The following is a 14,974-nucleotide window of genomic DNA, read 5'->3' on the forward strand; positions in this document are numbered from 1 at the left end:
GGAAGCTAAACCCGCTCGATGTCGACACTAACCCAGTGGAGTGCGCGTACCGAGTAATGCGCGCCCGAGCCGAACGTGTGTCGCACCGTGCTTGATCGCCGCCTCCAGATCAGCGGTCATCCCGGCCGAGATCCAGTCGGCACCAGGGTGTTCGGAGCGTAGCCGGGACGCTACGTCGTGCAGTCCGGCAAAGGCTTCCTCCGGGTCCGAACCCAACGGCGCAACCGCCATCACTCCCCCGAGCTCCAGCCCGTCCGCGGCCGCGATCTCCGCAGCCAACTCCGGTACGGCGGAAGGCTCGACGCCACCCCGGCCGGCACCGGTCGCCGCCTCCGCCGATCCGTACGCGGCAAGGCTCACCTGGATCAGGCAGCGCACCGTCTTCTCTTCGCCGACTGCGGCCTTGGACAACGCTTCAACGAGTGACGACCGATCGACCGAGTGCACGACCGAAGCGTTCCGCACAACCGACCGGGCCTTCTTCGACTGCAACTGGCCGACGAAGTGCCAGATGAGGTCCGGGCACTCCGGCGCCTTCACCTTGAGCTCCTGCTCGCGGTTCTCCCCGACGTCGCGGACACCGAGGGCCGCCAGCGCCCGTACATCGCTGACTGGGAAGGTTTTAGTGATCGCCACGAGGTTGACCTCGTCCCGCGCTCTCCCGGCCGCCTGACAGGCCTTCTCGATCCGTTCCTGAACCTGCAGCAAGTTGTCGCGCAGCTCATTCGCGCGGTCACTCATTGCGTCACCAGTCTGATCAGTCCGGCCATCCGGCCGCTCATCGGCCCTTCGCGACGGTACGAGTACAGGCTGTCCGATTCGATCGTGCACGCGGTCGCGTCGACAACCTCGACGTCGAGCTCGACGAGTTGTGACTTCACACCAGCGGCCACGTCGAGTGCGGGAGTGCCCCAACTCGTTTCGGAGTACGCCGCCGGCACGCGCTGCGCGACCTCGGCCCGCATGTCTTCGGGAACCTCGTAGCACTTCCCACACGCATACGGTCCGAGTACGGCGGTGATCCGCGATGCACCGAGGTCCCGCATCGCGTCGACAGTCGCCGGCACGATGCCGACGTACATGCCCTTGCGGCCGGAATGCGCCGCACCGATGACGCCGTCGCCGACCAGCAGCACCGGCAGGCAATCGGCGGCACGTACGGCGAGCACAACATCGGATCGCGTCGTGACGAGCCCGTCCGCCTTCGGATTCCGATCGAGCGGCAGGTCGTCGTCCGGACCGATCACGTGGACCTCGCGGCCGTGGACCTGGCTGACCCGGACGACCGCCTCGGGCGCCACCTCGAACGCGGTGGCGACCCGGCGGAAGTTCTCAGCGATCCGCTCGGCGTCCTCGCCGTACCCACCGAGATTGAATTCGCCGTACGGCGGCTTGCTGGCCCCGCCGTACCGATCGGTGAACGCGACCCGGGCAGCGGAAAGTACCTCGTCGTAGCCGAACACGACTGAAGGTTACCCAGCGAAAGCCAGCGCCCGCTGATAGGCCACTTCGAACGCCTCGTCCGCGGGTACGTCGAGGTCGGGAGCGACACCGGTGCCCTCCCAGTTCGTCCCCGAGATCGCGTTCTCCGAACGCGCCACCGGCACCGTTGCCTCGAGCTGCTCGTGCACCTTGAAACCCTGCCGCGGATGCGCACCGCCCTTCGTCCGCTCGCCGACGATCACCGCCCGGCCGAGCTGCTGCAGGTCGTACGCCAACTCTTCACCGCCGGAGAACGTCGCCGAACTGGTCAGCACCCAGATCGGCTTGATGCCGCCGAACCGCGGACCTGGCACGTACGGCGTGGTCCAGAACTGCCGCCTGGTTCCGTCGGACCGAGTAATCAGATCCTGCAGATGGACCGGCTCGCCGGGCTCGACCAGATGACTGCAGACGAAGGCGACCTGATCGGGCGAGCCGCCGACGCAGCGGCGCAGGTCGATCAACAGCGCGTCGGTCGAGGCGAGCAGCGTCATCGCCGCGGTGAAGGCCGCGCCGGCGTGGTTGGGGTCGTACAGCAACGGGCGGATGTCCAGTAGCCCGATGTTGCCGTCGAGCCGTTCGACCCGGGCGATCCCGCCGCCGTCGCGCTCGGCCTGACGACGCCAGTGCAGTTCCTCGGCGATCGGATCGGTCTCGTCCGGCGGGCCGTCGGGGTGGAACTTCAGCCGGAGGTGCTTGTCCTGGTTGCCGACCTGGAGGTCGGTCGTGACTCGCTCGGCGAGCTGGTCCGGCGATTGGAGTTCGTCGTACCGGCCGTCGGCCGAGTGCTTGGCGAGACGGTCGGCCACCTCACGGCCGGTCTCGGGAAAGACGTAGTGCTCGGCGACAAGTTCGCCCAGGCGGCCGATGACGGCGCGGATCTCTTCGGTCTGCATGCGGAGGAGTGAAGCATGCGGATTGACAAAGCGTCAAGAATTCTCGACGCTTGATTCATGACCGAGATCCGGGACCAGCTGGAGGTGTCGACGGCCGCACAGTTCAAGGCCCTCGGGCACCCGTTGCGGCATCGCTTGCTGTTCGCAGTCGGACAGGAGGCGGCCACGATCAGCCAGCTGGCCGTCGCGCTCGGGACTGCCAAGGGCAACGTCGCCCACCACCTCGGCGTACTGCGTGATGCCGGGATGGTGCACGTGGCCGAGACGAGGCAGGTGCGCGGCGGGACCGAGCAGTACTACCGACGGTCCGCGGAGCGGTTCAGCTTCGTCGGCGAAGGCGCGCGGGCGAACAACACCATCGCGCTGCAAGCGGTCGCGGCCGAGCTAGAGACCGCCGACCCCGACCCGATGTTCACCCTGCGAAACATCCGCCTCACCGCCGACCAGGCCACCGAACTCACCGAGACCCTCGAACGAATGGTCCGCAACCTCACCGACGCCGGCCCCGGCGAATCGCGCTACGGCGTAGTCATCTCCGTCTACCAACCCCGCCAACCCCAACCACCCACCCAGGGCTGAGCCAACTCCCGGCCCAGCCACCCACCGAACCTTGACCCACCTCCCGCCCACCGCCGTACAGCGCGGAGCCGGCCGGGGGACGTTTCAGGGGTCAACCCCGGAGATGGTCGGTTGCGGACGGAGAATCCGGGTCCGCAACCGTCCAGCTGGGGGGTTGACCCCTGAAACGTTCGCTCTTGATTACGTGGGTTCGCGCTCGATTGCTGGAGGGCGGGGATTACTTGAGGAAGTCGGGGATGTCGAGGTCTTCTTCGGGCTCCGGCTTCTTCGGGCGGCTGGCTGCGCCCGGCTGACCCGACTGCGCCGGCTGGCTGGATTGACCAGGCTGACCGGACTGCGTGGGGCCGTTGGACGGGGTGCCGGATGAGCTGGGGCCGTGGGTGGGCCAGGAGTGCGGGGTCGACGGGGAGGCCGGGGTGTGTGGTGCCGGCTGGGCCGACTGCTGACCGGACTGCACCGTACGGACCGGGTCGCCAGCCGGCGGGCGTGCGGAGTTCGTCGTACCGACGCCGGAACGCGGCTCGGTCGGTGCGGGCACCGGAACCGTGTCGTCGGTCGGCGCCGGCGGGTTCCCCGGCGCCGCGTTGACGGCCGGCGCACCCTGCTGACCGGGGACGGCCGGCTGACTCGGGGTCTGCGCAGGCTGACCCGCACCCTGCTGACCGCCCGAGAACTGCCCACCAGGCTGGCCGCCTTGCTGACCACCCGAAGCTTGCCCACCCGAACCCTGTCCACCGGACTGGTTTCCAGGCTGACTGGAGCCTGACATCGGCGCCGAGTAGTTCTGCGCTCCCGACCGGGACGATTGCGGCCGAGCCTGGTTCATCGCCTGCTCGCGCCGCTTCGGCATCCCGCCGTCAAAACCCGCCGCGATCACCGTCACCCGCACCTCGTCACCGAGAGCGTCGTCGATCACCGCGCCGAAGATGATGTTCGCGTCGGTGTGCGCGGACTCCGACACCAGCTGCGCCGCCTCGTTGATCTCGAACAGCCCCAGGTCGGAGCCGCCCGCGATCGACAGCAGTACGCCGTGCGCACCCTCGATGCTTGCCTCGAGCAACGGAGACGAAATCGCCGCCTCGGCCGCCGCAACCGCGCGGTCCTCGCCGCGGGACGAGCCGATGCCCATCAGCGCCGAACCGGCGTTCGACATGACCGCCTTGACGTCGGCGAAGTCAACGTTGATCAGACCCGGTGTGGTGATCAGGTCGGTGATGCCGGAAACACCTTGCAGCAGCACCTGGTCGGCCTGCTTGAACGCGTCCAGCACGGACACGGCGCGGTCGGAGATGGTCAGCAGCCGGTCGTTCGGGATGACGATCAGCGTGTCGACCTCTTCGCGGAGGGCGGCGATGCCGTCCTCGGCCTGGGTCGCACGGCGCTTGCCCTCGAACGAGAACGGCCGGGTCACGACGCCGATCGTCAGCGCACCGAGCGAACGCGCGATCCGGGACACGACGGGCGCGCCACCGGTGCCGGTGCCACCACCCTCACCTGCCGTGACGAAGACCATGTCGGCGCCCTTGAGCGCCTCCTCGATCTCCTCGCCGTGGTCCTCGGCGGCCTTCTGCCCGATCGCCGGGTTCGCGCCGGCGCCGAGGCCCCGGGTCTCCTCCCGGCCGATGTCGAGCTTGACGTCCGCGTCGCTCATCAGCAGCGCTTGCGCGTCGGTGTTGATGGCGATGAACTCAACGCCCTTCAGACCGTGCTCGATCATCCGGTTGACAGCGTTCACGCCGCCGCCGCCGATGCCCACGACCTTGATGAGTGCCAGGTAGTTCTGCGGTGCCGCCACGTCCGCGCCTCTCGCCTCGTTCGTTTCCCGTTGTCCAGCGAAAAGACTGAACCTCAAGTGAATGCTTAGACTTATGTCAACTTTAGATTACGACGCACGGTACGGGACGCTCCGAGCCAAAGTCCACGCGCCTCGCCGCAGGCGTCCGGGATGTGATCAGTCACCGCTTTTCCCCTTTTGTCACAGGGAGATCGGGCGCCGACACGTCGTACACCTTGGCCTTCCGCTTCATCAGCACGCTCAGTACCCCGGCCTTGCGCGCACTGTCATCGGAACTACCCCAAACGACCTTGACCCCACTGCTGAGGTTGAGGGTGATCGAGTCCGGTGAGGCCGCCGTGATCGAGGACACCTGGGCTCGCAGACTCTCCGGCAAGGCTGCCGACACGGTCACGACCGAGTGCACCGTGACGTCTCGCCGTACCCCGGTCACCTTCGCCTCCGGCAGCCCGGCCGGCCGGTCCGGCACCGTGCGGTACGTCGTACCTGTCGCGTCGACCAGCTCGTACCGCGAACCGTCGGTGACGACCACGACCGGAACCCGTTCGGTGACGACGATCACGATCTTGCGCGGCCACGCCCGCGTCACCTGAGCGTCCGCGACCGCCGGGATCGACCGCACCCGGTCCGCGATCGACCGCAGGTCCACCTTGGCCAGCGGCGTACCTATCGGTGCGGCCGCCGTTTGCTCGATCGTTGCCAGCGGCACCGTGTCCGCGCCACTGATCCGGACGCCGGAAACCGCGAGTACGGAGGAGAAGTAGAACAACCAGACGACTAGCCCGGCCAGGACGACCAGTCCGCCGCCGATAGCCCACGGCAACCAACTCCGCCAGCGCACCAGCCGTTGCCGGCGCGCGAACCGCTGCTGTGCCCGAGCCAGATCAACGCTCTGGCTCATTCAACAAACCCCACCCTTTTACTCCACCACAGGTGTGCGCGATGCCTCGGAAGGCTCGCGGGCGGCAGCGCGTTCGGCCAGCAAACCAACGATTTCCGGGCCGATCAGCGTCACGTCGCCCGCGCCCAGCGTCACGACCAGGTCGCCCGGCTCGGCCAGATCCGCGACCAGCTGCGGTACTGCGGACCACGACGGCTCGAACCGTACCTGTTCAGGCTTCAGCGGCACGTGGTTCGCGATCAGGGCCCCGGTCACACCGGGCTCCGGGTCCTCGCGGGCCGCGAACACGTCCATCACCACGACCTCGTCGGCCAGCGCCAACGCCTCGGAGAACTCGGTGGCGAAGATCCGGGTCCGGCTGAACAGATGCGGCTGGAAGCACGCGATCACGCGCCCCTCCCCCGCCACCTGACGGGCCGCGGTCAGGTCGACGGCCAGCTCGGTCGGGTGGTGCGCGTACGAGTCGAACACCCGCACGCCGTCCTCGAGACCCTTGAACTCGAACCGCCGGCCGGTACCGGTGAACGCCGCCAGCCCTTCGGCCAGATCGACCGCGGAGAACCCGAGCCCGAGCCCGACCGTCAGCGCCGCCGACGCGTTCAGCACGTTGTGCTTGCCCGCCTGCTGCAGATTCACGACCGGCAGCTTCCGCCCGTGGTACACCGGGACGAACGACTGCGTCGCCCCGGTCGCGGTGATCTCGGTGACATGCAGATCCGCGTCCTCGGACTCGCCGTACGTCCGTACGTCGATGCCGCGGTCCCGCGCGTACTCCGCCAGCCGCCGGGCGCCCGTGTCGTCCTGGCAGATCACCATGAAGCCCTCGGGCTGCACGCGGTCGCAGAACTCGACGAACGCCTGCCGGTAGTTGGCCTCGGTCCCGTAGTTGTCCAGGTGGTCCGGCTCGACCGACGTGACGATCGACACCTCGGGCGTGTAGGTCAGGAACGACTTGTCCGACTCGTCGGCCTCGGCGACGAACAGGTCGCCGGTTCCGTCGTGGGCGTTCGAGCCGGATTCGTTCAGGTTGCCGCCGATCGCGTACGACGGGTCGGCGCCGCAGTGCTGCAGCGCGACCGTCAGCATCGACGTCGTGGTGGTCTTGCCGTGCGTCCCAGCGACCGCGATCGTCCGGCGGCCGACCATCACCGAGGCGAGCGCGGCGGCCCGGGGCAGGATCGGGATCCCGGCCTGGCGGGCAGCGACCACCTCGGGGTTGGTCTCGCGGATCGCGGTCGACACCACCACGGTGTCGACGTCCTTGACGTGCTCGGCGGCATGACCGACCCAGCAGGTCGCGCCGAGCGCGCGGAGGGCGGCGAGCACCTTGCCGTCCTTGGCGTCGGACCCGGACACCTCGATACCGCGGGAGGCCATGATCCGGGCGATACCGGACATGCCGGCTCCGCCGATACCAACGAAGTGCACCTTGCCCAGCTTTTCGGCAGGCAGGAGCGTGTCAGGAGCGGTGACGATCACGAAGCAGACCTCACCACATCCAGGATGATCCGCGCCAATCGCTCGTCGGCATCGGTCCGGATCACACCTCGGGCAGCTGTGGACATGGCTGTCAGACGCTCGCGGTCGTGCAGAAGTTGCGGGACATTCGCCCGGACCCAGTCAACGGACAGCTCGGCGTTGTCGATCAGCACCCCGCCGCCCACGTCGACCACCGGCTTCGCGTTCAGCTTTTGCTCACCGTTACCGATCGGCAGCGGGACGTAGATGGCCGGCAGCCCGACGCCGGACACCTCGGTGACGGTGTTCGCACCCGAGCGGCAGACGACCAGGTCGGCGGCCGCGTAGGCGAGATCCATCCGGTCGATGTAGTTCAGCACGACGTACGGATACCGGCCGGTCTGCGGTACTTCGAGGCTGTTCTTCGGCCCGATCGCGTGCAGGACCTGGATCCCGGCCGCCTGCAGATCCGCGGCGGCGCCGGAGATCGAGTCGTTGATCCGCTGCGCGCCCTGTGACCCACCGGTCACGAACAGCGTCGGCGCGTCCGGGTCCAGGCCGAAGAACTGGCGCGCCTCGGCCCGGAGCGCGGCCCGGTCCAGCGTCGAGATCGCGCGCCGGATCGGCAGCCCGACGTACTCCGCGTGCGGCAGCTCGGTGCCCGGGAACGAGGTCTTCACGTGATGGGTGCAGTAGCGGGCGGCGAACTTGTTCGCGATCCCCGGTACGGCGTTGCCCTCGTGCACCACGATCGGCGTCTTCCGCCGCCAGGCCGCGACGTACGCCGGGGTGGAGACGTAGCCGCCGAATCCGACCAGGACGTCGGCCTTGGCCTCGTCGAGAACCCGCCGGGCCGCGCTGACCGAGGCCAGCATCTTCCCCGGCACGGCGAGCAGGGCCGGGGTGGGCTTACGCGGCAGCGGCACCGGCGGGATCAGCTCCAGCCGGTAGCCGGCCTCGGGAACGACGCGGGTCTCGAGGCCGCGCTCGGTCCCGAGGGCCAGGATCTCGACGGTCGGGTCGATCCGGCGCAGGGCGTCGGCGGTGGCGATCAGGGGTGAGGTGTGGCCGGCGCTTCCGCCTCCGGCCAGGACGATGCTGGGCACAGCTTTCAACGCTCCCGCGGGTTCATTTGTAGTGCGGCGTACGCCGCGAAGGCAGCCACCCGAACCGGGGCCGCCGAGTCTCTTTCAAGGCGGCCTGCGCGCCGGGCTCGGCCTTCGCGAAGGACAACAGCATGCCGATCGCGATCAGCGTCGGCAGCAGTGCGGAACCACCGTACGACAAAAGCGGGAGCGGGATACCCACGATGGGTAGCAGTCCGATCACGGCACCCAGGTTGACCAGCGTCTGGGCCATGATCCAGATGGTGATTCCGGCCGCCGCATAGCGGACGAACGGCTCGGTGTTCCGGGTCGCGATCCGCACCCCGGCGTACGCCATCACCAGGAACAGCGCGAGCACCGTGAGCGACCCGACCAGGCCGAGCTCCTCACCGATCACCGAGAAGATGAAGTCGGTGTGAGCCTCCGGCAGGTTGCTCCACTTCTGCCGGCTGTTGCCGATCCCGACGCCCCACCAGCCGCCGGTCGAGAGCGCGTAGAACGAGTGGTACGCCTGCCACCCGACACCCCTCGGGTCCGAGAACGGGTCCAGGAACGACGTGACCCGCTCCATCCGGTACTTCTCCGCGTTGACGAAGTACGTCGCCACCGCGCCGACCACTGCGATCGTCGCGACGAACAACCGGGTCGGTGCGCCGACGATCCAGATCATGCCGATCATCACGGCCATCAGAACCAGCGCCGTACCCAGGTCGTGCTGGCCGACGACGAGCGCGATCACCAGACCGCAGACCGGGACCATCGGGACGAGCAAGTGCTTCCACTGGGTGAGCAGCTGCTCCTTGCGTGCATAGAGGTCCGCGCACCACATCACCATCGCCAGCTTGGCGAACTCACTCGGCTGGATCTGCAGCGGTCCGCCGAGGTTCAGCCAGTTGGTGTTGCCGTTCACGCCGACGCCGAGGCCCGGGATGTAGGTGAGCACGAGCAGGAACATCGAGCCGAGCAACGCGACGTACGCGAGCATGCGGAAGTGCCGCGGCGTCATCCGGGAGGCGACGTACGCCATCGGTAGGCCGACGACCACCCAGATCAGCTGGCGGACGAAGATCGTGTAGCTGTTCCCGTTCACCCGCAGCGACAGCACACTCGATGCCGACAGCACCATCATCAGGCCGAGCACAAGCAGCAGCCCGGTCGCGCCGAGGACGATGTGGTACGACGTCAGCGGCCGGTCGAGCACATCCCGGATCGCCGCGACCCAGGCCCGCTCGCCACTCTTCCTGTCTTCGGACTGATCCGCGATCGACGTCACGCGATCACCTCGGATCAGTTGGCCAGCGAGCCGACGGCTTCGGCGAAGGCGTCCCCGCGGGCTCCGTAGTTGGCGAACATGTCCCAGGACGCGCAGCCAGGCGCGAGCAGCACGGTGTCACCCACCTGTGCGAGCTTCGCCGCCTCCCCCACCACGATCTGCATGGCTCCAGTGTCCGTTGACTCGACGACGATCCTCGGAACATCCGGTGCGTGTCGCTCGAGAGCTTCGGCGATCACGTCCTTGTCCTGTCCCAGCAGTACGACGGCGCGCAACCGTTCTTTGGCTGCGATCACGAGGTCGTCGAAGGTCGCGCCCTTGGCCTGACCGCCGGCAATCCAGACCACGTGTTCGTACGCGAGCAGCGAAGCCTGCGCGGCATGCGGGTTGGTCGCCTTCGAGTCGTCGACATAGTTGACTCCGGCAACCTCCGCGACGTGTGCGATCCGGTGCTTGTCCGGCCGGAAGCCACGCAGCCCGTCGCGAACCGCGGTCGCGGGTACGCCGAATGCCCGGGCCAATGCCGCCGCGGCCAGCGCGTTGGCCACGTTGTGCGGCGCCGCCGGCGTGACGTCGGACAAGCTCGCGAGCTCCAGCGCCGAGGTCGCGCGCTGCTCGACGAACGCCCGGTCCACCAGCAGGTCGTCGACCAGGCCGACCATGGAAAGTCCCGGCGTACCAAGGGTGAAACCGACCGCGCGGCAGCCCTCGATCACGTCGGCTTCCTCGACCAGGTGCTCGGTCTCCGGGTCCGCGACGTTGTACACGCACGCGACCTGGCAGTTCTCGTAGATGCGGCCCTTGTCCAGGGTGTACGCCGCCATCGAGCCGTGCCAGTCGACATGGTCCGGCGCGATGTTCAGTACGGCGGCCGAGTGCGCCGACATCGACTGCGTGAAGTGCAGCTGGTACGACGAGAGCTCGACCGCGATCACGTCGTACGGCTCGGGGTCCATCACGACCTCGAGCAACGGCAGCCCAACGTTGCCCGCGGCAACGGCCCGGTGACCGGCAGCCTGCAGGATCGCGGTCAGCATCTGAACCGTCGTGGTCTTGCCGTTGGTGCCGGTGATGCACAACCAGGGCGCGGCGTTGGCCGGGTCGCGCAACCGCCAGGCCAGCTCGATCTCGCTCCAGATCGGCACGTCCCGCTCGGCCGCCTGCGCGAGCAGCGGCGCATGCGGCGGTACGCCGGGAGATGTCACGACGACGTCGACCTCTTTGGGCAATTCCGCAGTGCTGCCCGGGCCAAGGGTGATCGTGGCACCGAGCGTCTCGAGGATCTGCGCCTTCTCCCGCAGCGCCTCGTTGTCCCGATCGTCGAGTACGACGAGATGCTCGGCGCCGGCCTGGATCAGCGAGTCGGCGCAGGCGTAACCCGCCGTACCGAATCCGAGAACGACGAACCGGGTCGTCGCCCAGCCGTCCGACGTACGCGTCTCGAGAGTCATGAAGCTACCCATTCCGCATAGAAGATCCCGAGGCCGATCACCACGCACAGGCCCTGAATGATCCAGAACCGGATCACGATGTTGACCTGTTCCCAGCCGAGCATCTCGAAGTGGTGCTGCAGCGGCGCCATTCGGAACATTCGTTTACCGACACCGGTGGCACGTTTGGTGACCTTGAAGTAGCCGACCTGCAGGATCACCGAGGCGGTGATGATGACGAACAGGCCGCCGATCAGCAGCACCAGCAGCTCGGTCCGGGTCATCACGGCCATGCCGGCCAGCGCGCCACCCAGCGACAGCGAACCGGTGTCACCCATGAAGATCTTGGCCGGCGACGCGTTCCACCAGAGGAAGCCGAACAGCGCACCGGTCAGTGAAGCGGCGACGACGGCGAGGTCGTGCGGATCTCGTACTTCGTAACACTTGGCGCCGACGCCCTGCGCGGTCGCGCAGCTCTGGTTGAACTGCCAGATGCAGATCAGCGTGTAGGCGCCGAACACCATCATCGACGCGCCGGTGGCCAGACCGTCCAGGCCGTCGGCCAGGTTCACGCCGTTCGACATACCGGCGATCAGCAGCAGGATCCAGATGATGACCAGGATCGCCGGCAGCTCCAGCCAGCCGATGTCGCGGATGAACGAGATGAACGGCGACGCCGGCCGCTGCCCGCGGTCGTCCGGGAACTGCAGCGCGAGCACCGCGAAGATCACCGCGACCAAGGTCTGACCGGCCAGTTTCGCCTTGCTGCGCAGGCCGAGGCTGCGCTGCCGGAAGATCTTGATGAAGTCGTCCAGGAAGCCGACCGCGCCCATTCCGGCGAACAGGAACAGCACCAGCAGCGCCGAGGCGCTCGGCGGCGTCATCGTGAACAGCTTCGCCGCGAAGTACCCGATGATGGTCGCCGTGATGAATACGGTGCCGCCCATCGTCGGCGTACCGCGTTTGGTGTGGTGCGAGGCCGGGCCGTCGTCGCGGATCTCCTGGCCGTACCCGCGTTTGGCGAGCCACAGGATCGCCCAGCGGGTGCCGATCAGCGTCAGCACCATCGAGACGGCGCCACCGAACAGGATCGAGATCACTGCACGTCCTCCAGCAGGGCGTCGGCCAAGCTCCGCAGTTTCGAGCCCTTGGATGACTTCACCAGTACGACGTCCCCCGCGCGCAGCTCGGATCTGAGCAGCTCGAGCGCGTCCGGGATCGTGTCGACGTACGTGGATTCGTTGCCCCACGAGCCTTCCAGCGAGGCACCGAGGTGGATCGGTTTCGCGCCGGCGCCGACCACGACCAGCCGGTTCACGTCCAGCCGAACGACGAGCCGGCCGATCGCGTCGTGCTCGTCGGCCGAGGCGTCGCCGAGCTCGAGCATCTCGCCGAGCACCGCCCAGGTCCGCGCGCCGCGGGACCGACCGATGGCGACCAGAGACTTGAGCGCCGCTCGGGTCGAGTCCGGGTTGGCGTTGAAGGCATCGTTGATGATCGTCACGCCATCCGCGCGCTCGGTCAGCTCCATGCGCGCCGCAGACACCCGGGTGGCGGCGTTCAGGCCGTCGGCGATCTGTTCCGGCGTCAACCCGACCGCTGAGGCGACGGCGGCCGCGGCCAGCGCGTTCGAGACGTAGTGCTCGCCGATGAACTGCAGCTGGACGTTCCCGCTGAAACCGCCGAGGTGCAGCATGAACGCGGGCCGTCCCTCCGCATCAAGCTTCACGTCCGCGGCCCGGACATCGGCCTCCGGCGACTCCCCGAAGGTCAGCACCTTCTCCTGTGTCCGGCTCCGCATCCCGGCGACGCGGTGGTCGTCCGCGTTCAGGATGGCCGTGCCGCCCGCGGTGACAGCCTCGATCAGCTCGCCCTTGGCGACGGCGATGTTGTCCTGCGTCCCGAACTCGCCGATGTGCGACGTACCGACGTTCACCACCAGACCGATGGTCGGCGGCGTGATCCCGGTCAGGTAGGTGATGTCGCCCTGGTGCCGCGCGCCCATCTCCGCGATCAGGTACTTCGTCGTTGCAGAAGCCTGCAGCGCCGTGAGCGGGTGCCCGATCTCGTTGTTGAACGAGCCTTCCGGCGACACCGTCTCGCCGTACGGGCGGATCAGCTGGGCGATCAGGTCCTTGGTGCTGGTCTTGCCGGACGAACCGGTCAGCGCGATCACGGTCAGGTCGGGAAGCCGGTCGACCACGAACCGGGCCAGGTCGCCGAGTGCCCGCTGCGGATCGTCGACGACGATGCAGGGGCTGCCCTCGATCGGCCGGGCCGTCAGCGACACCGTGACGCCGGCCCAGGTCGCCGTACCGACGAAGTCGTGCCCGTCGACGCGCTCACCGGGCAGGGCGACGAACAGCCCACCCGGTTCCGCGGCCCGCGAGTCGATCACCACCGGGCCGTCCACGACCGCTGACGGGTCGACGCCCGCCAACTGCCCGTGGACGACGTCGGCGATCTCGCCGCAACTGACAGGGATCACCGGTCTGCCTCCAACAGCTCACGCACGGTTTCGCGGTCGTCGAACGGGTGGATCACACCGCCGACGTCCTGGCCGGTCTCATGGCCCTTGCCCAGTACGACGACCGTGTCGCCGGGACCGGCCAGCTCGATCGCGGTCGCGATGGCCTGCCGGCGGTCGCCGATCTCGTGCAGGTCGGCATCAGGTACGGCCTCCCGGGCGCCGGCCAGCGCGGTCGCACGGATCGCGGCCGGGTCCTCGCTGCGGGGATTGTCGTCGGTGACGATCACGACGTCCGCGGCCCGGGCCGCCGCGGCGCCCATCGCCGGCCGCTTGCCGGGATCGCGATCGCCGCCGCAGCCGACGACGGCGAACAGCTTGCCCTTGGTCGCGCTGCGCGCGGCCTTCAGCGCCAGCGCGACCGCGTCCGGCGTGTGCGCGTAGTCCACGATCACCGCCAGACCGTCCTGCCGGGTGAACGTCTCCATCCGCCCCGGTACGGCCGCGGTCCGCAGACCGGCCGCGATCGCCTCGGCGGGTACGTCGAGTTGCCGGAGCATCGCGGTCGCGAGCAGCGCGTTGGCGACGTTGAAGTCACCCGGCAGCGCGATCTCCACGGTCAGCGTCTCCCCCGGCCCCTGAATATCCAGGACCGTGGTGCCGTGCTCGGACCGATGCCGATTGGCCACAGTCCAGTCGGCATCGCCCAGCGTCGACACGGTGACCAGCGGTACGACGGCCTGCGCCGCCAGCCGGCGTCCGTACTCGTCGTCGATCGTCACCACGGCCACATCACACCGCTCCGGGGTGAATAACGAGGCCTTCGCCTGGAAGTAGTCCTCGAACGTCTTGTGGAAGTCGAGATGGTCCTGGGTGAGATTGAGGAACCCCGCGACCGCGAAACGAGCCCCGTCGACCCGGCCCATCGCCAGCGCGTGGCTCGACACCTCCATCGCGCACCAGGCGACCGCCTGCTCCCGCATCACCGCGAACAGCGCCTGCAGGTCGGTGGCCTCCGGCGTGGTCCGGACGCTCTTCACGACCTCGTCCCCAACGCGCGTTTGAATCGTCCCGATCAACGCCGTCCGGCCGACGTGACGCAGTACGGAGTCCAGCAGGAAGCTGGTCGTGGTCTTGCCGTTGGTGCCGGTCACCCCGAGCAGCCGCAGCTCACTGGTCGGCTCGCCGTAAATCCGGGACGCGACCGCGCCGAGAACACTCCGCGGCTTGTCGACCACCAGCACCGGCAGACCGCTCGCTGCGGCGCGCTCGGCGCCCGTCGGGTCGGTCAGTACGGCGACAGCGCCCGCCTGCTGGGCTTTCGCGACGAACTCCGCGCCGTGCGTGACCGCACCGGGCAGAGCGGCGTACAGATCACCGGGAAAGATCGAGCGCGAGTCGAGGGAGACGCCGGTGACGTTCACAGAGCTGCCGGGAGACGCGGCGTGCGCGACGCTCGCGATCTCGTCGAGGCCGACCGGTACGACATGCCGTGGCCTGATCGCGGCTACGGCGCCGCCCGCGGCGGTAGGGGTGGACACGGGCCCTGAGGCTACCGCTCCGGACCCTGTGACTCCTACCTGACCC

General features: G+C 68.4%; 12 protein-coding genes and 1 pseudogene. 1 reads left to right on the forward strand and 12 read right to left on the reverse strand.

Annotated features, from left to right (window positions below; all coding sequences use genetic code 11):
• Positions 1 to 27: 27 nt before the first annotated feature.
• The 3 genes from EV650_RS10635 to EV650_RS10645 are packed head-to-tail and all read right to left on the reverse strand — an operon-like array spanning position 28 to position 2,378.
• Entirely contained in the window at positions 28 to 741 is a 714-nt protein-coding gene (locus EV650_RS10635) for a YggS family pyridoxal phosphate-dependent enzyme (RefSeq protein ID WP_134117782.1), read from the reverse strand.
• Positions 738 to 1,463, reverse strand: coding sequence for a purine nucleoside phosphorylase YfiH/LACC1 family protein (locus tag EV650_RS10640; RefSeq protein WP_134117784.1), 726 nt, complete (start codon positions 1,461 to 1,463; stop codon positions 738 to 740). Before EV650_RS10640 ends, EV650_RS10635 begins: the two co-directional genes overlap by 4 nt.
• 9 nt (positions 1,464 to 1,472) lie before the next feature.
• A complete protein-coding gene (locus tag EV650_RS10645) occupies positions 1,473 to 2,378 on the reverse strand; it encodes a S41 family peptidase (protein WP_134117786.1) in 906 nt (301 codons plus the stop codon).
• 57 nt (positions 2,379 to 2,435) lie between these two features.
• Here EV650_RS10645 and EV650_RS10650 point away from each other — a divergent pair, with 57 nt between their 5' ends.
• Positions 2,436 to 2,957 carry an ArsR/SmtB family transcription factor gene (locus tag EV650_RS10650; RefSeq protein ID WP_134117788.1) on the forward strand — a complete coding sequence of 174 codons (522 nt, stop codon included), beginning with the start codon at positions 2,436 to 2,438 and terminating at the stop codon, positions 2,955 to 2,957.
• A gap of 532 nt (positions 2,958 to 3,489) precedes the next feature.
• Here EV650_RS10650 and ftsZ read toward each other — a convergent pair.
• The 9 genes and pseudogenes from ftsZ to EV650_RS10695 all read right to left on the reverse strand — a co-directional run.
• Positions 3,490 to 4,752 (reverse strand): annotated as a pseudogene (gene ftsZ, locus EV650_RS10655) (cell division protein FtsZ); the annotation flags it as partial.
• 160 nt (positions 4,753 to 4,912) lie between these two features.
• Positions 4,913 to 5,653 (reverse strand): cell division protein FtsQ/DivIB, encoded by a 741-nt coding sequence (locus EV650_RS10660; protein ID WP_134117792.1) that lies wholly within the window; start codon positions 5,651 to 5,653, stop codon positions 4,913 to 4,915.
• An 18-nt stretch (positions 5,654 to 5,671) separates the two neighbouring features.
• Positions 5,672 to 7,132 (reverse strand): UDP-N-acetylmuramate--L-alanine ligase, encoded by a 1,461-nt coding sequence (murC, locus tag EV650_RS10665; RefSeq protein ID WP_134117794.1) that lies wholly within the window; start codon positions 7,130 to 7,132, stop codon positions 5,672 to 5,674.
• Entirely contained in the window at positions 7,129 to 8,217 is a 1,089-nt protein-coding gene (gene murG / locus EV650_RS10670; RefSeq protein ID WP_134117796.1) for an undecaprenyldiphospho-muramoylpentapeptide beta-N-acetylglucosaminyltransferase, read from the reverse strand. The genes murC and murG overlap by 4 nt, the downstream gene beginning before the upstream one ends.
• Positions 8,218 to 8,239: 22 nt before the next feature.
• Entirely contained in the window at positions 8,240 to 9,490 is a 1,251-nt protein-coding gene (gene ftsW / locus EV650_RS10675; RefSeq protein WP_134117798.1) for a putative lipid II flippase FtsW, read from the reverse strand.
• A gap of 14 nt (positions 9,491 to 9,504) precedes the next feature.
• The gene (gene murD / locus EV650_RS10680; RefSeq protein ID WP_134117800.1) at positions 9,505 to 10,941 is read right to left on the reverse strand and encodes a UDP-N-acetylmuramoyl-L-alanine--D-glutamate ligase; all 1,437 of its coding nucleotides are present in this window, start codon (positions 10,939 to 10,941) and stop codon (positions 9,505 to 9,507) included.
• A complete protein-coding gene (mraY, locus tag EV650_RS10685) occupies positions 10,938 to 12,020 on the reverse strand; it encodes a phospho-N-acetylmuramoyl-pentapeptide-transferase (protein WP_134117802.1) in 1,083 nt (360 codons plus the stop codon). The genes murD and mraY overlap by 4 nt, the downstream gene beginning before the upstream one ends.
• Entirely contained in the window at positions 12,017 to 13,408 is a 1,392-nt protein-coding gene (locus EV650_RS10690) for a UDP-N-acetylmuramoyl-tripeptide--D-alanyl-D-alanine ligase (RefSeq protein ID WP_134117804.1), read from the reverse strand. The genes mraY and EV650_RS10690 overlap by 4 nt, the downstream gene beginning before the upstream one ends.
• Positions 13,405 to 14,928 carry a UDP-N-acetylmuramoyl-L-alanyl-D-glutamate--2,6-diaminopimelate ligase gene (locus tag EV650_RS10695; RefSeq protein WP_134117806.1) on the reverse strand — a complete coding sequence of 508 codons (1,524 nt, stop codon included), beginning with the start codon at positions 14,926 to 14,928 and terminating at the stop codon, positions 13,405 to 13,407. The genes EV650_RS10690 and EV650_RS10695 overlap by 4 nt, the downstream gene beginning before the upstream one ends.
• Positions 14,929 to 14,974: the final 46 nt, after the last annotated feature.

Origin of the sequence: Kribbella kalugense, from assembly GCF_004365875.1 — a bacterium.
Lineage (GTDB): Bacteria > Actinomycetota > Actinomycetes > Propionibacteriales > Kribbellaceae > Kribbella > Kribbella kalugense.